Origin of the sequence: Sphingomonas sp. Leaf198, from assembly GCF_001424005.1 — a bacterium.
Taxonomy (GTDB): Bacteria; Pseudomonadota; Alphaproteobacteria; order Sphingomonadales; family Sphingomonadaceae; genus Sphingomonas.
In genome coordinates this window covers 36056-57365 of sequence record NZ_LMPX01000006.1, presented here as the reverse complement: position 1 = coordinate 57365, position 21310 = coordinate 36056, and the positions used below count along the sequence as shown (strand labels likewise).

26 protein-coding genes are annotated in these 21310 nt (G+C 63.5%); 11 read left to right on the top strand and 15 right to left on the bottom strand.

Going from position 1 to position 21310, the window contains the following annotated elements; translation table 11 throughout:
* Nucleotides 1-5 precede the first annotated feature (5 nt).
* The 3 genes from ASG20_RS18745 to copM form a co-directional block, all read right to left on the bottom strand.
* The gene (locus ASG20_RS18745; RefSeq protein WP_132898276.1) at nucleotides 6-191 is read right to left on the bottom strand and encodes a hypothetical protein; all 186 of its coding nucleotides are present in this window, start codon (nucleotides 189-191) and stop codon (nucleotides 6-8) included.
* 335 nt (nucleotides 192-526) lie between these two features.
* A complete protein-coding gene (locus tag ASG20_RS18740; RefSeq protein WP_056056390.1) occupies nucleotides 527-1945 on the bottom strand; it encodes a YncE family protein in 1419 nt (472 codons plus the stop codon).
* On the bottom strand, nucleotides 1942-2517 hold the full coding sequence (gene copM, locus ASG20_RS18735) for a CopM family metallochaperone (RefSeq protein ID WP_236698803.1): 576 nt from the start codon (nucleotides 2515-2517) through the stop codon (nucleotides 1942-1944). Before copM ends, ASG20_RS18740 begins: the two co-directional genes overlap by 4 nt.
* Nucleotides 2518-2582: 65 nt before the next feature.
* On the opposite strand from copM, the gene ASG20_RS18730 reads away from it, so the two are divergent.
* The 11 genes from ASG20_RS18730 to arsH all read left to right on the top strand — a co-directional run bounded on the left by ASG20_RS18730 (nucleotide 2583) and on the right by arsH (nucleotide 12196).
* Nucleotides 2583-3752 (top strand): YncE family protein, encoded by a 1170-nt coding sequence (locus ASG20_RS18730; RefSeq protein WP_056056388.1) that lies wholly within the window; start codon nucleotides 2583-2585, stop codon nucleotides 3750-3752.
* Between the two features lie 46 nt (nucleotides 3753-3798).
* The gene (locus ASG20_RS18725; protein WP_056056386.1) at nucleotides 3799-4782 is read left to right on the top strand and encodes a malate dehydrogenase; all 984 of its coding nucleotides are present in this window, start codon (nucleotides 3799-3801) and stop codon (nucleotides 4780-4782) included.
* Nucleotides 4783-4870: 88 nt separating this feature from the next.
* Nucleotides 4871-5743, top strand: coding sequence for a LysR family transcriptional regulator (locus ASG20_RS18720; protein WP_056056384.1), 873 nt, complete (start codon nucleotides 4871-4873; stop codon nucleotides 5741-5743).
* Nucleotides 5740-6891 (top strand): TDT family transporter, encoded by a 1152-nt coding sequence (locus ASG20_RS18715; RefSeq protein ID WP_056056383.1) that lies wholly within the window; start codon nucleotides 5740-5742, stop codon nucleotides 6889-6891. The genes ASG20_RS18720 and ASG20_RS18715 overlap by 4 nt, the downstream gene beginning before the upstream one ends.
* A gap of 106 nt (nucleotides 6892-6997) precedes the next feature.
* Nucleotides 6998-8242: a molybdopterin-dependent oxidoreductase gene (locus ASG20_RS18710; RefSeq protein WP_197983136.1), complete on the top strand. Its 1245-nt coding sequence runs from the start codon at nucleotides 6998-7000 to the stop codon at nucleotides 8240-8242.
* A 13-nt stretch (nucleotides 8243-8255) separates the two neighbouring features.
* A complete protein-coding gene (locus ASG20_RS18705; protein ID WP_031439129.1) occupies nucleotides 8256-8732 on the top strand; it encodes a hypothetical protein in 477 nt (158 codons plus the stop codon).
* Between the two features lie 331 nt (nucleotides 8733-9063).
* A complete protein-coding gene (locus ASG20_RS18700; protein ID WP_056056382.1) occupies nucleotides 9064-9396 on the top strand; it encodes an ArsR/SmtB family transcription factor in 333 nt (110 codons plus the stop codon).
* Between the two features lie 10 nt (nucleotides 9397-9406).
* The gene (gene arsC, locus ASG20_RS18695) at nucleotides 9407-9835 is read left to right on the top strand and encodes an arsenate reductase (glutaredoxin) (protein ID WP_056056381.1); all 429 of its coding nucleotides are present in this window, start codon (nucleotides 9407-9409) and stop codon (nucleotides 9833-9835) included.
* Nucleotides 9835-11121: an arsenic transporter gene (locus tag ASG20_RS18690; protein ID WP_056056380.1), complete on the top strand. Its 1287-nt coding sequence runs from the start codon at nucleotides 9835-9837 to the stop codon at nucleotides 11119-11121. The genes arsC and ASG20_RS18690 overlap by 1 nt, the downstream gene beginning before the upstream one ends.
* On the top strand, nucleotides 11118-11441 hold the full coding sequence (locus ASG20_RS18685) for a YnfA family protein (RefSeq protein WP_056056378.1): 324 nt from the start codon (nucleotides 11118-11120) through the stop codon (nucleotides 11439-11441). The genes ASG20_RS18690 and ASG20_RS18685 overlap by 4 nt, the downstream gene beginning before the upstream one ends.
* The gene (arsH, locus tag ASG20_RS18680; protein ID WP_056056376.1) at nucleotides 11441-12196 is read left to right on the top strand and encodes an arsenical resistance protein ArsH; all 756 of its coding nucleotides are present in this window, start codon (nucleotides 11441-11443) and stop codon (nucleotides 12194-12196) included. The genes ASG20_RS18685 and arsH overlap by 1 nt, the downstream gene beginning before the upstream one ends.
* Nucleotides 12197-12296: 100 nt before the next feature.
* Here arsH and ASG20_RS19595 read toward each other — a convergent pair whose 3' ends face one another.
* From ASG20_RS19595 to ASG20_RS18625, 12 genes are all read right to left on the bottom strand, one after another.
* Nucleotides 12297-12449 (bottom strand): hypothetical protein, encoded by a 153-nt coding sequence (locus ASG20_RS19595; protein WP_156364448.1) that lies wholly within the window; start codon nucleotides 12447-12449, stop codon nucleotides 12297-12299.
* Between the two features lie 69 nt (nucleotides 12450-12518).
* Nucleotides 12519-12785 (bottom strand): PepSY domain-containing protein, encoded by a 267-nt coding sequence (locus ASG20_RS18675; RefSeq protein WP_056056375.1) that lies wholly within the window; start codon nucleotides 12783-12785, stop codon nucleotides 12519-12521.
* Between the two features lie 72 nt (nucleotides 12786-12857).
* A complete protein-coding gene (crcB, locus tag ASG20_RS18670) occupies nucleotides 12858-13244 on the bottom strand; it encodes a fluoride efflux transporter CrcB (RefSeq protein WP_056056373.1) in 387 nt (128 codons plus the stop codon).
* Between the two features lie 3 nt (nucleotides 13245-13247).
* The gene (locus tag ASG20_RS18665) at nucleotides 13248-13649 is read right to left on the bottom strand and encodes an undecaprenyl-diphosphate phosphatase (protein ID WP_056056372.1); all 402 of its coding nucleotides are present in this window, start codon (nucleotides 13647-13649) and stop codon (nucleotides 13248-13250) included.
* On the bottom strand, nucleotides 13646-14947 hold the full coding sequence (eno, locus tag ASG20_RS18660) for a phosphopyruvate hydratase (protein WP_056056370.1): 1302 nt from the start codon (nucleotides 14945-14947) through the stop codon (nucleotides 13646-13648). The genes ASG20_RS18665 and eno overlap by 4 nt, the downstream gene beginning before the upstream one ends.
* Nucleotides 14948-14961: 14 nt before the next feature.
* Nucleotides 14962-15585: a 2,3-bisphosphoglycerate-dependent phosphoglycerate mutase gene (locus ASG20_RS18655; RefSeq protein WP_056056401.1), complete on the bottom strand. Its 624-nt coding sequence runs from the start codon at nucleotides 15583-15585 to the stop codon at nucleotides 14962-14964.
* A 9-nt stretch (nucleotides 15586-15594) separates the two neighbouring features.
* Complete coding sequence (locus ASG20_RS18650) at nucleotides 15595-16410, bottom strand: universal stress protein (protein WP_107963384.1); 816 nt, start codon at nucleotides 16408-16410, stop codon at nucleotides 15595-15597.
* A 160-nt stretch (nucleotides 16411-16570) separates the two neighbouring features.
* Entirely contained in the window at nucleotides 16571-17149 is a 579-nt protein-coding gene (locus ASG20_RS18645; RefSeq protein WP_056056368.1) for a histidine phosphatase family protein, read from the bottom strand.
* Complete coding sequence (locus ASG20_RS18640; protein WP_201780756.1) at nucleotides 17146-19056, bottom strand: alkaline phosphatase family protein; 1911 nt, start codon at nucleotides 19054-19056, stop codon at nucleotides 17146-17148. The genes ASG20_RS18645 and ASG20_RS18640 overlap by 4 nt, the downstream gene beginning before the upstream one ends.
* A complete protein-coding gene (locus tag ASG20_RS18635) occupies nucleotides 19025-19474 on the bottom strand; it encodes an EamA family transporter (RefSeq protein ID WP_330218696.1) in 450 nt (149 codons plus the stop codon). Before ASG20_RS18635 ends, ASG20_RS18640 begins: the two co-directional genes overlap by 32 nt.
* Nucleotides 19471-19854 (bottom strand): DUF190 domain-containing protein, encoded by a 384-nt coding sequence (locus ASG20_RS18630; protein ID WP_236698802.1) that lies wholly within the window; start codon nucleotides 19852-19854, stop codon nucleotides 19471-19473. Before ASG20_RS18630 ends, ASG20_RS18635 begins: the two co-directional genes overlap by 4 nt.
* A 38-nt stretch (nucleotides 19855-19892) precedes the next feature.
* Complete coding sequence (locus ASG20_RS18625) at nucleotides 19893-21293, bottom strand: voltage-gated chloride channel family protein (protein ID WP_056056360.1); 1401 nt, start codon at nucleotides 21291-21293, stop codon at nucleotides 19893-19895.
* Between the last annotated feature and the right edge of the window lie 17 nt (nucleotides 21294-21310).

Below are 21310 nucleotides of genomic sequence, written 5' to 3'. Positions count from 1 at the left end.
TCGTCCTACCGGTCTCGCTTAAGCCGGGCTTCGATTTTGACCCAGAACATGCCGCATCGCAGACCCATTCCGGCGAGTTGGGCGCCATGTACTGACATCAGCTCCGCACCGCGGCGAAACTGTTCAACCGGCACGGATATGGCGACGAACAGCCCGGCGTAGAGCAGCTGCGACATGATCGAGTGGATCACGACGGCGACCCCCAGCACTATCAGGCGGGCAGGCACGGAAGGCCGATGCGGCGCCGGATCGGGGCCTGTAATGAGCTAGGCGTAAAGGCATCCTGCTGCGACGAAATGGAAGTGCACCAGGTAGTGGAGCGCACCTGCCCTCTCTAAAGCAGCCAGTCCGCTTTCCTTCCCATTGTCGGCATTCAGCGGCCCGATATGTAGAAAACCCAGTCGTAATCACCATTGTGCGACAAACAAGTGCTTTCCGACACTCTCGAGACGTCGTGTCGACCTAGCCCAGCGTCATGCCGAATATACCGGACACGGACAGCGGGGCGCAGGTTTCACCGGAATCCTCATTTTTGCACCTGAACGACAGCGCCCGGCATCATCGGGTCGCCCGGAGCAATGACGAGGTAACGGCGCATGTCGCCTTTCGCGTCGCTGACGATCTGGCGGAGCGGTCCGAGCGTGTTTACTATCGCGCCGCCCGCCGGATTGGTCATGAACTTCGCCAGAGGCTGGATCACGCCGCTGCCGTCAGCGTGGGAGGATAATCCAAGGACATAGGGCATCTTTGGGCTGAGGCCCGCAACCGCCGCCTGCAAAATCTGGACCTGGCCTTGATCGAACAGCGTGACCTGGCTGCGCCCAGTCCCGGATAGAGTCAGCTGGATCTTCATGCCGGCCTGCGCGAGCGGCACCAGGTTTGCACGGCCATCGCCTACCGGCACCGCGCCGGGAACATATGCCACGCCTTGCGGCCCCTGACCGATTGGAATCGTCGCGATGACGGTGTTGCTTGCTGTGTCGATCGCCGCGACCGCATCGGCGTTCTCCAGCCCGACATACATCCGCGTGCCGTCGCCCGACGGCCATAGGCCGTGCGGGAGCGCGCCGACCGGGATGCTCGCCACCTGCACGAAGTCAGTGGTGCGGAACACCTTCACGACATTCTCGGTGCCGACCGTCACAAAGGCGAACTGGCCATTCTTATTGCGGGCGATATTGACGTGGTTGGTGATCGCGCCGGTATCGAACGTCTTGAGCACTGCGAAGGGTGGCTTGGCGTCGAACACCATGACCTTGCCGACGTCCTTGAGCGTCAACCAGACCTGCTTACCGTCGGGCGTCGCGGCGATGTCAGGGCAGAACGGGCTCGCCTGCTTGACGCGACCGACGATCTTCTTCGAGGCGGTGTCGATCACAACTGTCTCGGGCGAGAAGCTCGAACAGACGTAACCGTATTTCCCGTTTGGCGAAAAGATCGTCATGCCGGGGCCATTAGGAACGGGGATGCGCGTGGTCGGCGCGAAGGTCTTACCGTCGAGCACCTGGATATAATCCTCGCCGCGCACCGCGACCCAGACTTCGCGACCGTCGGGGCGGAAGAACGCTTCGTGCGGCGATCGGCCCACATAGGTCGTGTGCTTCACGGCATTGGTCGCAGTGTCGATGAACGTCACCGAGTTCGAGCCGATCGATATTACCGCCAGCGTCTTGCGATCGGGCGAGAAGCCCATGCCGTGCACGAGCAGCTGCCCCTTGTAGAGCGGGCTGAGATTGGCCGGGGTCTGGTCGCCGAGCTTGATGACGCCGAGCAGCGTGTTGGTCGACGGATCGATCACCGACACGGTGTTGGAGAACTGGTCCGAAGTGTAGAACCGGTCGTGCGCGCTAACAGGGATGTCGGGGGTCGCGTTCGGTACCTGCTGCGCAAATGCCGGGGCCGAAAAAGACAGGGCAGCACAGGCGGTTAAGGTAAAACGCTTCATGGACGGTCTCCGTGATGGGGGTGACCGGTCGCGGTCGGTTCGGTGTGAGGCAGCAACGCGCCGCCTTCGGATAGGATGCCCTGCATCACCGCGATTTCCTGACGCTGTTCGACGATGATTCCCTGGGCGAGCCGGCGCAGGCGTTCATCCTTGCCGAACCGCAGTTCGACTTCGGCCATGTCGATCGCGCCCTGATGATGCGGGATCATCATTTTGGCGAAGTCGCGATCGGGATCGCTCGAATAACCGGTCATCATCGCGCCGTGCATCCGCGCCATCGCCGCATCCATTGCGGACGCGAAACCGTCCGTTTGCGCTAAAGCACCCGTCGATACGGACACGGCTATCGCCGTTAGCAAAGCCGTGCGAAATTTCATCGTCATGCCTTTAGTGTTCCCATTTATGACACGCGAGCGATCAACGCCGAGCGTGACAGCGTAATGATCGCGGCGCAGCCGTCGATCCAACGCATAAGCATGGTTGTTCTGATCATCTAACAAGAACGGTAGGCGATCTATGATCGCGTTTTCGTATTGAAACCATCGCGACCATGCGTTGGACGCAGGGGACATATCGGTCGATCTAACGGCATCGGACTGGCACGATCACCCGCCGGATCCGCGATAAGGATCAAACGATGAAAGCTGCGATCGTTTTGGTTGCCGCGATGTTGGCCTCCGTAGCGCCAGTCCCGGTGATCGCTCAGGCCTATTGGGCTGCACCTGCGGCGGACGACTTTCCCTACGATATCAAGGCGGTTCAGGCACCGTGGTCGAAGGCTGATATCGACCTCAGCCATCATGACCGGATCTATGTGTCTGACCCTACATCGACGAAGATCGTTGTCATCGATCCTGCAGCGGGCAACGAACTGGGACGCATCGACCTCGCCAAAAGCGCGATAGCTGAGCCCAGCTTTTCCAGCCCCAGAGTCCAGCACCTGGCTGCAACGCGTGACGGGCGGACCCTGGCGGTATCGGCATCAGCGCAGCACAGTGTGACGCTCGTAGATCTGGCCACGAACACGGAACGAGGCCGGACCGTGTTCCAGACGTCGCCTACCGCCGTCGCGTTTACGCCCAATGGGCACGAACTCTGGGTTTCGCTCGGCGATGAACATGCCATCGCGGTCGTGGATCCTAAGACCGCGCGGGAGATCACCCGCGTACCAGCAAGTGGCGGAGCGGGCGCGACCATCCTGTCGCCAAACGGACGCTATGCCTTTGTATCGCTTACTGAAAGGCCGTCCATCCTGGTTGTCGACGTCGAGGATCGGCGCGTCGTCGGACACGTTGCCAGCAACGGTGCAGGTGCGGGAGCAATCGCGGTCTCGCCAGATGGCAAACAGATCTGGGCAACACGCCGCGAGAGCGGCACGACCACGGTCTTTGCTGCCAAACCGCCGTTTGCGGTACACGAAGTGATAAACACTGGTCCAGCGACGGGCGCGGTCAACTTCGCCCAGCGCGCAGACGATTCCTTTGCCTATGTCAGCGTTGGCGGCGATCAACCTGCAATCAAGGTCTATAGAACCGACAGCCTGGAGGCTGTGGCAACCGTCCCGCTACAAGCGGCTCCGAGTGCGGTTTGGCCGTCGGGCGATGGTACGAGGATCTATGCCAGCCTGGCCGGAACCAACAAGGTCGCTGGGATCGACACGCTGACGTACACCACCGTGTCGACGATCCCGATCAGTACGGATGCGCAAAGCCTGATCTACGTTCCTGGTGCCGTAAGATCAGGAAAAGGTCTCGCCAATCTGGTGCCATCCGGGCGCGATGCGGCGCTTGCCCTGGCGGCGCGTTAATCGGTCTCACACCGTCTGTAATCTTCCAACGAAAGCCCTTTCCAAAATGACCAAGCCCCCCGTCAGGATCGCGATCAGCGGTGCCGCAGGACAAATTTGCTATTCGCTGCTCTTCCGGGTCGCGCAGGGTGACGTGTTCGGACCGGACCAGCCCGTTATCCTTCAACTGCTCGACGTGCCGCAGGCGCTGGACGCAGTACGCGGCGTGGTCATGGAACTGGAGGATTGCGCGTTTCCGCTGCTGGCAGATGTGATCATTACTGATGATCCGATGGTGGCTTTCAAGGACATCGATGCGGCCATGCTGGTCGGGTCTCGTCCCCGCTCGAAGGGCATGGAGCGCCGTGATTTGCTCGCTGCCAACGCAGCGATCTTCAAGACGCAGGGCGCAGCGCTGGACGCAGTGGCCAAACGCGACGCCAAGATCCTGGTCGTCGGCAATCCCGCCAACACAAATGCCTGGATCCTTGCGCAAAGCGCGCCGGGTTTCCCTGCCGAAAACATCACGTCGATGATCCGCCTCGATCACAATCGCGCGCAGGGACAGCTTGCGGCCAAAGCGGGTGTCGGTGTCGATGCGATTACAAAGCTCGTCGTCTGGGGAAACCATTCGCCGACGATGTTTGCCGACTGGGGGAATGCCGAACTCGATGGCCAAAAGCTTGCCGACCGTATCGGAAACGAGGCCTGGTACCGCGAGACCCTGATCCCCACCGTTGCGCAGCGCGGCACCGCGATCATCGAAGCACGGGGTGCGTCCTCGGCCGCATCGGCCGCAAATGCGGCGATCGACCATCTGCGCGATTGGGTGCACGGCGCAGGCGACAATTGGGTGTCGATGGGCGTGGTGTCAGACGGCTCCTACGGTATCCCGCAAGGGCTGGTGTGCGGCGTGCCGGTGCTCTGCAAAAGCGGTGGCTATGTGCGTATCGAAGGACTGATCCTCGATCCATTCCAGCGAACGATGCTCGATCGCACGATTGCCGAACTGGTCGATGAACGTGAGGCGGTTATCGACATTCTGAAATGACCAATCTGTAATTATGATTGAAACGACCATAATATTTGGTTGGTGCGATTGATCTCCTTTCCCTATCATTGGGGCAAGGAGATCGGGCATGACCCTGGAACAACTCAGGATTTTCGTCGGTGTCGCAGAGCGCGAGCACATGACGCGCGCTGCCGAAGCGCTCAATGTGACGCAGTCGGCCGCAAGCGCTGCCATCGCCGCGCTAGAAGCGCGGCACGGCGTGCCGCTGTTCCACCGGGTCGGCCGTGGGATCGAACTGTCCGAAGCGGGCCGTATGTTTCTGGTCGACGCACGCGCAGTGCTTGGCCGTGCTGCCAGTGCAGAACTTGCATTGGCCGAATATGCCGGACTGGAGCGCGGCACACTGCGGCTGGTCGCGAGCCAGACGATCGCGGGCTATTGGCTACCCCGCCAGCTGGCGGCGTTTCATGCGCGCTACCCGTCCATCACGATAGAACTGGCGATCGACAACACGGAAGGGGCCGCGGCGCGCGTGCTCGACGGTGCAGTCGAGCTTGGCTTCGTCGAGGGTGTGATCGACGAGCCCGCGCTCGCGCATTGGACCGTCGCGAACGACCGCATGGTGCTGGTGAGTGACCGCGCTGCCGACACGATCGACGAGGACTGGATCCGGACCGCGCGCTGGATCGTCCGCGAGCAGGGATCGGGCACGCGCTCGTCGTTCGAGGAGGTGTTGCGCCAGCGCGGCGTCGATCCGTCGGACCTTACCATAGCGCTGACCCTGCCATCGAACGAGGCGGTCCGCAGCGCGGTCGAGGCCGGCGCGGGCGTCGCGGTGCTGTCGCAGCATGTCGTCGCACCTGCAATCGCGGCCGGCACGTTGCACGATCTGCCGCTCGGTCTGCCGCGGCGTCCATTCTACGCGCTGCGGCACAAGGAGCGCTATCGTACCCGGGCGGCCGACGCGCTGACCGATCTCATCAAGGAGACTGGGAAGTGACTGCCGATCTGAAACCCGTTCTCGATGGTCTGAAGCCGCTCAGCCGGCTTGATTCTCCGCGCGAGATGATCCGCCAGTTCACCCCCAACTGGTTCGCCGCTACGATGGGCACGGGCATCCTCGCGCTGGCCTTGCCGCAGGTGCCGGGCGTCGGCGCATCGCTGCACCCGGTCGGCGAGGCGTTGTGGTATTTCAACATCGCGCTCTTCACGCTGTTCGCCGGGCTCTACACCGCGCGCTGGACGATGTTCGGGCACGAGGCGCGTCGGATCTTCGGGCACAATACCGTGTCGATGTTCATCGGCACGATCCCGATGGGCCTCGCGACGATCATCAACGGGTTCCTGGCGTTCGGCCTGCCGCGGTTCGGCGCCGGCGTTATCCCGATCGCCGAGACATTGTGGTGGATCGACGTCGCGATGTCGCTCGCCTGCGGTGTAGCGATCCCCTACCTCATGTTTACCCGGCACGAACATTCGCTCGACGGCATGACCGCGGTGTGGCTCCTGCCAGTGGTCGCGGCCGAGGTCGCAGGCGCGAGCGGAGGCCTGCTCGCACCGCATCTGGCGGACGCGCACCACCAGTTCGTGGTGCTGGCGACCTCCTTTGTCCTCTGGGCGTATTCGGTGCCGGTCGCGTTCGGCATCCTCGCGATCCTCATCCTGCGGATGGCGCTGCACAAGCTGCCGCACGAGAGCATGGCCGCATCGAGTTGGCTCGCACTAGGCCCGATCGGCACCGGTGCGCTCGGGATGCTGGTGCTCGGCAGCGACGCGCCCGCGATCCTCGCCGCCAACGGCCTCGGCCAGATCGGCGCGGTAGCGCAGGGGATCGGCACGATCGCCGGGCTGCTGCTCTGGGGCTTCGGCCTGTGGTGGCTGGCGCTCGCGACGCTGATCACGATCCGCTACTGGCGCGCGGGCATTCCGTTCAACCTCGGGTGGTGGGGCTACACCTTCCCGCTCGGCGTCTACACGGTCGCCACCTTCAAGCTCGGCACGACGCTCCAGCTCGGCTTTTTCGGGATCGTCGGCACCGTCCTTACCATCGCGCTCGCAGCGATGTGGCTGCTGGTCGGCGCCAAGACGGTCACAGGCGGCTGGCGCGGAAACCTGTTCGTGTCGCCCTGCATCGCCCAAGCCAATTGATGGGCCGAACTGATCGTCCTGCCGGATCGAACCGGCGCATCCGATCGACCCGTACCGGGCAGACCGTCGGACGGATCGCGCATAAGAGCATGACATCGAAGGGAGAATGCTGGTGGACAGCCTGGATATGAAACTGGCGCAGGCGACGAACCGCCGTCGCTTTCTCGCAGAGGCTGCGATCGGCAGCGGCGCGTTGATCGCCGCACCCGCGCTGGCGCAGAGCATTGTCGATCTGCACCTGCCTGGCGGTCCGTCGGAACGACCGATGACCAGTGCGTTCCCTGGCAAGGGCAACATGATCCTCCAGCGTATCCACCCGCCTCTGCTGGAAACGCCGATGAGCGTGTTCAATGGTGACGTCTTCACGCCAAACGACCAGTTCTTCGTCCGCTGGCACTGGGCTGACATCCCCACCGCGATCGATGTCGAGGCGTTCCGGATCAAGGTGCACGGCGCGGTCACGCGGCCGCTGTCAATCTCGCTCGCGCAACTGCTGAAGTTGCCACGCGTCGAGCTGGCGGCGATCAACCAATGCTCGGGCAATTCGCGTGCGCTGTTCCAGCCGCCCGTTGCCGGTGCGCAGTGGCGTCACGGGGCCATGGGCAACGCCAAATGGCTCGGCGTGCGCCTGCGCGACGTGCTCGACATCGCCGGCGTGAAGCCGGGCGCGGTTGCAGTGCGGTTCGGTGCGCTCGACCAGCCGGTGGTCGCGGGTGGACCGGATTTCGCCAAGTCGCTGTCGATCGACCACGCACGCGACGGCGAAGTGATGCTCGCCTTCGGGATGAACGGCGAACAGATGCCGCTCCTCAACGGCTTCCCGGTCCGGCTGATCGTACCCGGCTGGTATTCGACCTATTGGGTCAAGATGCTGAACGACATCGAGGTGCTCGCCGCGCCCGACGACGGTTACTGGATGGCCAAGGCGTACAAAATCCCTGACACTCCAGGCGCGAACGTGCGGCCGGGCCAGAAGGATTTCCCGGCCGTTCCGATCAACAAGATGATCCCGCGCAGTTGGGTCACGAGCCTCGACGAAGGGCAGGCGATCGCGTTCGACCGGTCGATCCCGCTGGGCGGCATTGCGATGGGGGGCGATTGCGGCGTCGCCAAGGTCGATGTGTCGACCGACAACGGCAAGACCTGGTACAAGACGACGCTCGGCCCCGATCACGGCAAATACAGTTTCCGCCGCTGGGACGCGCAGGTGCCGCTCACGCATGCGGGCCCGACCAGGCTGATGTCGCGCTGCTGGAACACCGCCGGCATCGCGCAGCCGATGACGCCGATCTGGAACCCGGGCGGGTTCATGCGCGGCAACATTGAAACCACCAACATCGTCGTCGGCTGAGGAGCGCTCCCCCATGAAAACGCCTTCCATCGGCACGCTGTCGTTTGGGTTCGTCGGCGCGACCGTCGTTCTGCTACTTGCGATCGGTGCCCCGAACAGCCGCATAGCCCCGCCGCCTGCCGCCCCGGCCGCACCACCGCCGCCAAGCGTTTCGGCGCGCGGCTTCTCGCTGGCGTCCACCTCGGTCGATCTCCCGACCGACGAAGGGCAATATCCGGCTGGTCCGCATGCGGACGTCATCAACGCCAACTGCACCTCGTGTCATTCGGCGAGCATGGCGCTGAACCAGCCGCCACTCTCTTCCGACCAGTGGACCGCGGAGGTCACCAAGATGCGCGAGGTCTACAAGGCTCCCGTTGCACAGGCTGACGTGCCGGCGATCGTCGCTTATCTGACCGCCATGAGCGCAAAGCAGCCGGGTGCCGCGAAGGGCAAGGCGCAAGACCCCGATCCGAAGGCTGCGCCCGACGTATCGGGGGGATCAGGCTAAGCCCATCAACTCACGACACGCGGTTCTGCGCGCGAAGTGCTGTGCGGCGTGGCCTCCGGGGGAGGGCGTCGACGCCAATCGAAACACTGCTCGCGCCCTGCGCGTTCGCAGGTGTGCCATGTGGCACACCTTACGCGAGAATCGTCACCGGCAGGGCCGAGACGCCGGCACGATGGCTCGGTCGGCACGCCCAGCGGGCCGATAGAGCCGTGCCCGCGGGGTCCCGCCCCACTCGTTGGGGACTTCGGAAAAGAGCGTAGGGTGCCGACTGCCTGCCTACTTGGTGCTATCAACGTCTGGACCGAAACCATATAGCTGCTATCCTGGATATATGGAAAACAACACGGCAATTTCAGCGCTCGGCGCGCTCGCACAAGGAACACGCCTCGACGTGTTCCGCCTGTTGGTGCGGCACGAACCGCATGGCTTGGCTGCCGGCGAAATCGCCCGTCAGCTCGACGTACCGCAAAACACGATGTCCGCACACCTCGGCATCCTCGCCCGTGGCGGGCTGGTGCGATCCGAACGTCATAGCCGCTCGATCATCTATCGTGCCGATCTCGACGGCCTGCGCGCGCTAACGCTCTTTCTCGTCAAGGATTGCTGCGCCGGCAACGCGGAGCTGTGCGCCCCGCTGATCGCCGAACTCACCCCATGCTGCTGAAAGGACGCCCGTGGCCGTCGATATCGTGATCTATCACAACCCCGTGTGCGGCACGTCGCGCAACACGCTAGGCCTGATCCGCAATGCCGGCATCGAACCGCACGTGGTCGAATATCTGAAAACCCCGCCCTCGCGCGCGCTGCTGGTCGAGCTGATCGACCGCGCCGGCATAACGCCCCGCGAGCTGCTACGCGAAAAGGGTACGCCCTATGCGGAGCTCGGCCTGGGCGACACATCGCTGTCCGACGACGCGCTGGTGGATACGATGATGACGCACCCGATCCTCATCAACCGGCCGATAGTCGTCTCACCGCTCGGCGTGAAGCTCTGCCGGCCGTCCGAAGCCGTGCTTGATCTGCTGCCGGGCGATCAGCGCGGCGCGTTCGCGAAGGAAGACGGACAACAGGTGGTAAACGCCTCGGGCCAGCGCATCGCCTGATGCTTCTTGCCGTCCTGATCTTCGTCGTCACGATCGTGCTCGTCATCTGGCAACCCAAGGGGCTCGGAATCGGGTGGAGCGCGATCGCCGGGGCCGTCTTGGCGCTGCTCGCGGGCGTCGTCACGCTGTCCGACGTCCCGGTCGTTTGGGGCATCGTCTGGAACGCGACGGCTGCATTCGTCGCGATCATTGTCATAAGCCTGTTGCTCGATGAAGCTGGATCCTTCGAATGGGCGGCGCTCCACGTTGCGCGCTGGGGCAGGGGACATGGGCGCCGACTCTTCGTCCTGATCGTGCTGCTCGGCGCGGCGGTGTCGGCGTTGTTCGCCAATGATGGTGCGGCGCTGATCCTCACGCCGATCGTCATCGCCATGCTGCGCGCGCTGGGGTTCAAGGACAAGGCGACGCTGGCGTTCGTCATGGCGGCCGGGTTCATCGCCGACACGGCCAGCCTGCCGCTGGTGGTCTCGAACCTCGTCAACATCGTGTCAGCCGACTTCTTCAAGATCGGGTTCGGCACATATGCGTCCGTGATGGTCCCGGTCGATCTGGTGTCGATCGCCGCCACGCTGGGCGTGCTGCTGCTGTTCTTCCGGCGCGACCTCCCAGAAGACTATGACGTGGGGGCGCTCCGCGCGCCGCGCGATGTCATCCGAGACCCCGCGACCTTCCGTGCCGGCTGGATCGTCCTCGCGCTGCTGCTCGCTGGCTTCTTCCTGCTCGAACCGATCGGCGTGCCGGTCAGCGCCGTTGCCGCTGCCGGCGCGATCCTGCTGCTGGTAATTGCGGGACGGGGCCATGTGATCCAGACCGGCAAGGTGCTGCGCGGCGCACCGTGGCAGGTCGTGATCTTCTCTCTCGGCATGTACCTGGTCGTCTACGGGCTGCGAAACGCGGGCCTGACCGACCATCTCGCCGCGCTGCTCGATCGCACCGCTCAGGGCGGCGTGTGGGGGGCGGCGTTCGGGACAGGCGTGATCGCGGCCATCCTGTCGTCCGTGATGAACAACATGCCGACCGTACTGGTGGGCGCGCTGTCGATCGACGCGACCCATGCCACTGGCGCCGTGCAAGAAGCAATGATCTACGCCAATGTCATCGGCTGCGATCTTGGCCCCAAGCTGACGCCGATCGGCTCGCTCGCAACGCTGTTATGGCTCCACGTCCTCGGCCAGAAAGGTGTTCGGATCGGATGGGGCTATTATTTCCGTGTCGGTATCACGCTGACTGTGCCGGTATTGCTGGTCACGCTTGCCGCCTTGGCATTGAGGATCACGATCGGATGACAGCCCTGATCTACATCGGCGCGGCGCTTGCTGAAATTGGCGGATGCTTTGCCTTCTGGGCCTGGCTTCGCATGGCGAAGTCACCCTTGTGGCTTGCTCCGGGCGTCGTCTCATTGATCCTGTTCGCATGGCTCCTCACCCGCGTGGACAGCGATGCCGCGGGACGAGCGTATGCCGCTTACGGCGGCATTTACATCTGTGCATCGCTTGCTTGGCTCTGGACCGTCGAAGGCGTGCGGCCCGATCGCTGGGATGTGAGCGGCGCGGCGCTCTGTCTGATCGGCACCTGTATCATCCTCTTGGGACCACGAACCGCCTGATGCCTGTTCGAACGCTCTCCGACCCCGACCATCTGCCCGCGCTCGATCGAAGCTATGCGATCGAACGACCTGCTCATGGCCTCGGCGCGGGTGCTCCGCCGCCACGAATCCTTCTGCTCTACGGTTCCTTGCGCGAGCGGTCATTCTCGCGGCTGTGTGTCGAGGAAGCGGCGCGACTACTGCAATTCTTCGGATGCGAAACGCGCATTTACGATCCCTCGGCGCTGCCGTTGCCCGATCAGGTCGTCGGCGACGACCATCCGGCCGTCCACGAGCTGCGTGAACTGTCGTTGTGGTCGGAAGGTCAGGTGTGGTGCAGCCCTGAACGGCACGGCCAGATCACCGGCATCATGAAGCTCCAAATCGATCATCTGCCGCTCTCGATGGGCGGGATGCGACCGACGCAGGGACGCACGCTGGCAGTCATGCAGGTATCGGCGGGTTCGCAGTCGTTCAACAGCGTCAACACGCTGCGCGTGCTCGGCCGCTGGATGCGAATGGTGACGATACCGAACCAGTCGAGCGTCGCCAAGGCGTTCGCCGAATTCGGCGAGGACGATCGCATGAAGCCGTCGAGCTATTATGACCGCATCGTAGACGTAATGGAGGAACTGGTGCGGTTCACGGTGCTGCTGCGCCCGCACGCGGCACAACTCGTCGACCGCTATTCCGAGCGCAAGGAAGTTCGCGTAGGGATCGACCTGACGACAGACTTGTCGACTATCGCGACCACGGCACCCCCTCGAGGTGTTTGACCTCGCCCCGACGCGATGGAAGATCAGAGCGGCTACTGTGCAATACCAGCCAATGGCCTGCTGGGCTGTTAGTCGTCGACCGTCGAAACCGACTACGTGATCAGTCTTCGCGACGTTCGATGTTGTCCCCTAGCCCCGGCGCTTCTGGAGACGATCGGTCGTCTTTACGCTTCTCCGAGGCGACCATTTCGCCAACTTCGACCATCTCCGCGGTTTCCTGCGTGGTCGGCTCATCCTTGTCCGTCTCGGCCATATGCGTCTCCTTTAAAGCATCAACGCCAAAGGCTCGCTATTAGATGCGAGGAGACGCGCAGGCGTCGGATCAGTCGTCGTCGCGGTCCTGCTTTTCGCGGGAAACGACCTTGAAGTTGCGGTTTAGCTTGATGTCATAGCGGCCGCCACGGCAGCGTGCGTCGTCGACCTCGAAGCCACCATCGTCGCGCTCGATCGAGCGTGGCGCAGTGCAGCCGATCCGCTTCAAGGCGGTAAGCGTCGAGGCCCGCTGGCGCGGGGTCACCCGATCGTCGTCAGCGAGGGCGGGGGAAGCGATGACGAGTGCCAGCGCGCCGGCAGCGAGATATTTGAGCATGGAAAAGACGTCCGATTAAAGGTCCATGGAAACTCTGAATCCAATGCGGCCCGCGCGCCGATCGTTCCGAAATCATCCCCACCGTCGGGTGATAACGAGAGCAATCGCCAGAACGACGACCGAGAGAACAAGACTTGCCAGCACATAGCCGATCGCGGCGCCGGTCTCGCCGCGCTCCCATAATGTCACGGCATCGAGCGAGAAGGTCGACCAGGTCGTAAATCCGCCGATAAGTCCCGTCGTCACGAACAGGCGCAACTCCGCATTTTCGATGCTCTTGGCGGCAAACAGGCCGATCATCATGCCCATCAGCGCCGAGCCGACCACGTTGATGGCCAAGGTTCCCCAAGGGAAGGTTGGCCCCATAAGACGTAGTGCCACGATGCCGACGCCGTGACGCAGCATGCCGCCCACGCCCGAGCCCAGGAACACGACCAGAAAGCCAAGCCAGATCGGCATCGTTCACCCCGTCACTATCATCTGAACTGCCGTCACCGAGAGGAGAGCGGCGACCAACAATTGGAAACGGTGCACCGAAAGGCGCTTGATGAAATCATGCGCCAACGCGCCGACCACGACCGAGGGAAGGAAGGCGACCAGCACGTTTCTCGAGAAGCGGCGGGCGTCGGCATCGGACGACAAGCCGGAGACGACCGACCAGAGCCGCGCGCGGTACAACCAGCAGATCGCGAGGATCGCCCCGACCTGAATGACGACATCGCTGATCCCGGCTTGCCGCCCTTCGTAGCCGATCAGTCGTTCGGTCAAAATGAGATGGCCGGTAGAGGAAACCGGGATGAACTCGGTCGATCCCTCGACGATGCCGAGGACGATCGGAGCGATCAGCGAGGGTAGATCCGTCACGTCCGGGGCTTCGGTCGCGACACGAAGGGATTGGTGAAACGTGCTTTGGCGCCGAGCTCGGCTTCGATCTCGATCAGTCGGTTGTATTTGGCCAAACGCTCACCCCGGCAGGGTGCGCCGGATTTGATTTGCCCGGCGCCGACCGCAACCGCGAGATCGGCGATAAAGGCGTCCGTGGTCTCGCCCGACCGGTGCGACACCATCGTTCCCCATCCCGCAGCGTGGCAGATGCGAACCGCCTCGATCGTCTCCGTGACGGTGCCGATCTGATTGGGTTTGATGAGGGCTGCGTTGGCAGCTTTTCGAGCGATGCCTTCCCGGATGATCCGGGGATTGGTGACCAGGAGATCGTCGCCGACGATCTGGATCCGGCTACCCTGGCTTACGGTCTGGTCGATGAACCCTTGCCAGTCCTCCTCACCGAACCCGTCCTCGATCGAAACGATCGGATACGCATCGATCCAGCGCCCGTAGAGCGCGAGCAAGCCTGCGCGGTCGAGCAGGCCCGTTCCCGACCGCGCAAGATCGTATTGCTCCCCATCCGATAAGGACGATGCGGCTGGATCGAGCGCGATGGCGATGTCTGTACCCGGTCGATAACCCGCGGCTTCGATCGCATCGACGATCAACTCGCAGGCGGCCTCGTTGCTTTTGAGGTTCGGGGCAAATCCGCCTTCGTCGCCGACTGCCGTCTTGAGGCCGCGACCATGGAGGAGGTCGCGCAATGCGGCATAGGTTTCCGCACCATAGCGCATCGCTTCGGCGAAGCTGGAGGCTCCCACCGGAACGATCATGAATTCCTGAAAGTCGAGGCTGCTATCGGCATGCTTGCCACCATTCAGGACGTTCATGCACGGCATCGGAAGGAGGTAGTCGGTCGTACCGGCGAGCGTCTCGTAAAGCGGCTGCGCGAGCACCGATGATGCGGCGCGCGCGACCGCCATCGAAACACCCAGAATCGCATTGCCGCCAAGCCGCGCCTTGTTCGGCGTGGCATCGCGTTCGATCATCACCCGGTCGATGTCCGGCTGCGCGCAGACATCCATTCCGATGATCGCGCTGCCGATCTCGCCTTCGACGTTCTGCAGGGCTTGCCGAACACCCTTTCCGGCGAAACGATCGGGGTTGTTGTCGCGGAGCTCGACGGCCTCATGTGCGCCTGTCGACGCACCCGACGGCACCGATGCCGATGCTGTGATGCCGTTGTCCAAGGTCACGGTGACGGACAAAGTCGGATAGCCTCGGGAGTCGAGGATCTCGAGGGCACGGAGGCTGGTGATGTGGCTGCTGGCCGGCATGGTCGGAGTCCTTGTCACTGAAGGATAGCGCGACCGATGATCGCGGTCGTGTAACTGAAATCGTAGAGGATCGCGCCTCCGGTCGGGATATCGAGGGTCTCGACCCGGGCGGCATCAAGGCCGTCGAGCGCCATAACCAGCGCCCGCAACGCGTTGCCGTGGGAGACGACGAGTGTCGTGCCGCCACTCATCACGGCAGGCAGCATCGTCCGAACGTAATAGGCGAGCACGCGCGCGACGGTGTCGCGCAGGCTCTCGCCGTGTGGCGGGGCAGCCGCATAGGAGCGTCGCCATTGGCGGACCTGATCTTTACCGTAGCGATCCGACGCCTCGGTCTTGTTGAGACCAGTGAGCGCACCGTAATCGCGCTCGTTGAGCGACCGGTCTACCGTGATAGGGACATCTGGTGCCCCCATCACGGCAGTGACGATAGCCGTCGTGTCCGCGCAACGCCGAAGGGTAGAGCGGAAAATCCGTGCAGGCCGAATGCCTTGCGCGATCAGGCGGTGTGCGATCGCCTCGGCCTGACGGTGCCCCAGAGGCGTTAGCGCCGGATCCGCAGAACCAGTAAATCGGTTGGCTGCGTTGGCTTCGCTTTCGCCGTGTCGAACGAGGACCAGACGCGCGTGCGGGAGCATCGTCACCCCTCAGTGCGCCATCAGCAGGGGTATATCGGCAGCGGCGAGGATGTGGCGCGTCGTGCCGCCCATGAACCACTCGATGATCTGGTTGTGCCGATAGGCGCCGGTCACGAGAAGCTCGGCGCCGATCGCTTTCGCTTCGGCGACGAGCTGGGCACCCAGATTCTCGCTGGAGCGCGGCACCACATGCAATTCGTGACGAACACAGATTTCGTCGAGCAAGGCTTCCAAGCCCAGCGCCGGATCGGTTTCTTCACCGATGCGGATTGCCGTGACACGCTTGGCGACACGAAGCCACGGGGCTGCCTCCTCAATGGCGTGGCACGCCGTGTCACTGTCGCTGAGCCCGACGGCCATGTGCTCGAAGCCGGTTCGCGCGCCGGCTCTCCACCCAGCCGGGACGATGAGGACGGGCTTGTCGGTCGAAAAAATTGCGGCGTGCAGGGCGTCGCCGCCGTCCATCGTCTGCTCGCGCGCGATGACGATCAGCGCATCGACATTTGCCGCCTCCTGTTTGACCGTCGCTTCTTCGGTGCCGACGATCGAGCGCCAGGCGACCTCGGGTGTGTCATCGCTGGTAGCTGCGGTCCAGGCAACGAAGGCGGCCCGCGCCGCATCCGCGCGCTCTTGGGCTGTCCCCTCGTCGCGCGCGCGTAGGCGTTGAAAGTCGATCTCCTCGCTCGCAACCGCGATCTGCTCGGGATCGACGACAACATTGAGGGCCTCGATCGATGACTCGCCAAGAGATCTGGCGGCGAGAACCGCCGCATCGAGGCAGGCGGCAGCGCTGTCGGCACCGACAATCACGGCAAGCAGTCTCATGGCATCGTCTCCCGGGCGGGGGTGAAGGCGTGTGTGAAGTTTCCGGAATGCTGGGCACCGGATCGTTTGAACCCTTGCGACGGCGCAGGATGGCTCTTCCCCGCCCATCCCATCCAGGCACCCTCATTTGGATACGCGAAGTACCGCGTCACAAGGCGCATCATGACTGGTTCCACGACCGAATGACCGGCTCGTCGCCATCATGTTCGTACCCGAGGACGCTGATGCTGGCCGTATCGAGCAGGAAATAGGCAGCGGCCCCGACGGGTAAGCCGAGCCAGCGCGCTGTCAGCACGCGGAGAATATGAGCGCTCGAGAAGATCAGGACATCGGCGTTGCGCCCACGCAGCGATGCGATGACGCGATCGGCTCGGGCTGCGACCGCCTCCGGAGTCTCTCCTTGCGGGCAGCCGTCGCGGAACAGGTTCCAGTCCGGGCGGTCGGCGAGGATCTCCTTCCTGGTTCGTCCCTCGTAGGCGGCGTAATCCCATTCCGCGAGATCGTCGGCAGGCACCAGGCGGGTCGCGAAACCGGTCAATTCCCCGGTCCGGCGCGCCCGTATCGAAGGGCTCGACCAGACGGCGGTAAAGTCCAAGCTTGGCAGACGTTCGGCTATTCGTTTCGCCGCGGCTTCTCCTGCCTCGGTCAGCGAGATGTCAGTCCGTCCCGTATGCTGCCGCGAAACGCTCCAAGCGGTTTCACCGTGACGGACGAGCCAAATCTGTGGGAGCCGGTTCATCGCCGCATCGCCTTTTCACCCGATGGGACGGATGCTGTTCCTATACCGAGCGTCCGATCGGGGAAGCCGCCGGCATCGAGATAGCGGATGCCGCCCAGCTGCTGATATTGCAGGACGGTCGCGAGGCCGTTGGCAGCAGGCTGCGAGCGCTCTTCGCGACCCTCGTAGCGCGGCACCGTTCCACCCGGCATCGCCTCGCGCAGTACCCGGCCGGTCAGATGGCCGCGCGGGGTGGGGAGGAGATTCAGCAATGCCATCATGGTGCGGCCCACGTCGACATTGCTGACCGGTGCTGGATCGACAAAGCCGCGCTTGAAGTCCGGGCCGGTCGCTGCGGTAAAGTTCAATGTGTCACCGCGGCCGAAGCTGCCGTGCATGCCCTGCCCCTGCTGGAGGGTCGTATCGGAGACTTCGATCTGGCAGTTTGTCGCAATCGCACACCCGGTGTTGGCGGATCGGAAGTTGACGACGATCGACGGCACCGGCGGGAGTGCCTCGCCCTTCAAATTGATCGCGGAAAGCGGCAGTGTTCCGGCGATTGCTCCCAGGCGGTCATCGACGAAGATACCGCTGACATAGTCCTGATCCAGCAGTGCGGAAACGACCCGTGCCGGTAGGGCAGGATCGCGGGTCGGTAGATAGAGGAGGTCGGACCCGCCATTTGCCGCCACCACTACGTCAGGTCTCGTCGCATCGGCACCGAGCACCGCGTTGCCGCGGCTCGGATGCTTGCCGTCCGCGACCCGCGTGTTGCCCGCTTCTGGATCGAATACGGGCATGTTCAAGGCGGACGCCAGATCAAGCGCAAGGAAGCCGGGCGGTAGGAAACCTTCGGGAACATCGACATAGCGCCCGCGTGCTGCGGAGCTGGTCCGGCTTTCTTTGGAGATCGTAGAGAAGCCGTGATCCGACGTGACGATGATGTCGGTCGTCTTCGCAAGACCCAAGCGATCGAGTGCTGCGCGCAGCTTCGCTAGATCATAGTCGGCATTGCGGATCGCGGCGAAGGTCGTGGGACCGTTGATGCCCGGCGTCAGCTGATTGAGGCTGTCGCCCTGATTGTGCTGCGTGCCATCGGGATCGCGCGACCAGAACACCATGGCGAACGGCCGGTGCTGCTTTCGGAAGACCGGCAAAGCGACCCGGGTCGCGACGTCGATGAGATAGTCCTGCTGCACGCGGTTGGCACTCGTCGTTCCGGGGATTCGGGCATCCCCGGACCGTCCGTTACTGCCGCGGTCCGGTGCTTGCAGCGCAAGCCCTGCCTGCGTGAGGCGAGCGGCAACGTCGGCAGACAGCGGAATCCCGCCGGGACGCCCGGTTGAATCGTCGATGATGAGTGTGGTGGCTCCGTCGCGTGCACGATGGTCCTGGATCAATGCGGGACCGAGCTTGCCGATCGCGGCCGTGCCGTACCCTGCTTGCCGCGCCGCTTCGAGAACGGTGGTCTCGTTGAGGTAATTGCCCCCGAAATGCTCGTCGACCTCGCCCAGAACAGCATCGTTCTCGAGGAAGGGCGTCACGCTGCCGGCAGCTGCAGCAATCGGCGCACGAGTCCATATCGTGTTGCTGAAGTCTCCGGTGTCGCCGAGCTGGTGACCGGTTGCGAGCGCCGACGCATTGGCGGTGGTGAACGTCGGGAAGACCGAGTGGCTGTTGGAAAAATAGGTGCCGGTGTCCCGCAATTGCGCGAGCGTCGGCGCGCTCTGGGATGTGACGATCTTGCCTCGCAGGCCGTCGATCACGACAAGAATGACATTGTGGGGCGCCGGGTGGCGCTTTGGCGTGCGCGCCTGAACCGTGGGCGAGACCGTGAGGACCAGGGTCGCAGAGAGTGTCGCAAGGAGGCGCATCGTTGGGTTCCGGTTTCGAGGTTCAGGCAAGGGCGACGAGCACGGCTCCCGCACCGATCAGGACGATCCCAAGCCAGCCGCGGGTGGAAAGATGCTCACCGAGAAACGCCACGCCGAGCACCGCGACGAGGACGACGCTCAGCTTATCGATCGGTGCGACGCGGGCGGCATCGCCGATCTTCAAGGCGCGGAAGTAGCAAATCCAGGAGGCACCCGTCGCAAGGCCCGAAAGGGCAAGGAACAGCCAGCTTCGCGGACTGATCGCATCGAGTGGCTGAAATTTGCCCGTGACCGCAAGAAGGATGGTCAGCACGGCAACTATCACCAGCGTCCGAAAGAGCGTGGCCAAATCGGAGTCGATCCCTTCGACGCCGATCTTCGCGAAAATCGCGGTCATCGCGGCGAAGCCGGCGGAGCCCAATGCCCAGACGAGCCAGGACGCTGAAGCGGTGCTTCTCATCCTCGCGCTCACTCCGGCTCTGCCGCGAGGATCGCGGGCGCGGCATCTTCGTGACGGATACCGGCAGAGCCAATGCTCCAGTGTTCGAGATGCTTGTAGACGATAACCTTGCCACCAAGGATCTCGCCATGTGCTTCGCAGAAGCGTTCCAGTTCGTGGCGCTGCCCGATCAACTCGACACACATGGTCAGGTGCGGATCGGCGATTTCGGAACCATTTTCGCGCACCGGGCCGTGATTGCTGTAGCCGTAGTGCGTGTTGTGAGCGACCGCGTTCATGATGCCGTCGCGCTTCGCTTGCGCGACAAGCTCACGGTAGAGCGGCTTGCGCGACCAGAAGCTGCGCGATCCGGTCGCGATCTTGTCGGATGGCTTTAGATAGATGCGGATCATACCGATCTCGCTCGGCGTCACCTTATGCTGTTGAGACATCAGTCATGCTCCTTGGTGATGACGGGGGTCGGGGATGGACGGGGGCCGCGCCGTGACGCACGAGCATCGCGCAGGGTCGCAGCCCCGGTATGCGCGCGAGACGCGCGCTTTGGCACCGCGATCCGCTGCGACAGGTAGATGCCGTTATGGCCCGAGCAGATGTAGGCGATGAAACAAGCGACTGCGATTGGGACGGCGTGGGCCGCTCCGAACAGCTCGATCCCCATGATCGTGCAGGCGAGCGGCGTATTGGCCGCGCCAGCGAACACCGCAATGAAGCCTAGTCCCGCGAACAGATCGAGCGGTGCGCCAAGCAGCCAACCGAGCGCATTACCGAGCGCTGCGCCGATGAAAAATAGTGGGGTCACCTCGCCGCCCTTGAAGCCGGCGCTAAGCGTCACGACCGTGAACAGCATCTTGAGCGCCCAGCTCCACCGATCGGCAGGGCCGGTGAAAAAGCCGGCGATCGTGGGATCACCGGGAATGGCCGACCATACGCCTAGGCCGAGATAAGCGCGTGTACCAACGATCCAGACCAGCGCGATGACCAGCACCCCGCCCAGCGCCGCACGCGCAGGGCCGTAAGGGATATGGCGCTTCAAAACTCCGCCGAAGGCGTGGTTGGCTTCTGCAAACACAAGTCCGGCGAGACCAAACGCTACGCCGGCTATTGCCGCCTTGAAGAGCAACACCGGCTCGACGAACAAGGCACCGCTCGCGGAGGCCACATAGGTGATGTGGTAAGGCGTATGATGGATGCCCCAGGCGTGACATGCCCAGTCGCCGACCAGCGCGGCTAGCAGACAGGGGATGATGCCGCCGTATTCGATACGTCCGACGGCCAGCACCTCGAGTGCGAACACCGCCCCGGCGAGCGGGGTCCCGAAGACCGCACCGAAGCCGGCTGCGACACCTGCCATAAGCAGAATGCGGACGCTGGCAGGATCGAGCCGGAAGAGGCCGGCAACGGCGCTGGCGAGACTGCCGCCGAGCTGGACCGCAGTGCCCTCACGCCCTGCGGAACCGCCAAAGAGATGAGTGGCGATCGTGCCGATGAAGACCAACGGTGCCATGCGCAGCGGAACGCCGCCTCCGGGCTCGTGTATCTGCTCGACGATGAGATTATTGCCCGCTTCGACCGAACGGCCGGTCAGGTGATAGAGCAACGCGACCGCCGCTCCGCCTAAGGGCAGGAGGTAAAGCAGCCAGGGATAGTCGAACCGCGCCTGTGTCGCGGCGTCGAGGCTCCAGAGGAAAGCCGCGCAGAGTGTTCCCACCAGCGCCGCCATCGGCACGAGGATCAGCGTCCAGCGCAACACCGACAGGGCATGGTCATGGCGATCGCGAAAAAAAGCGGCCAAATTTAATTCGTTATAGAGATTGCGAAACGTCGCGCGCACAATTCCTCCTTGCTGCC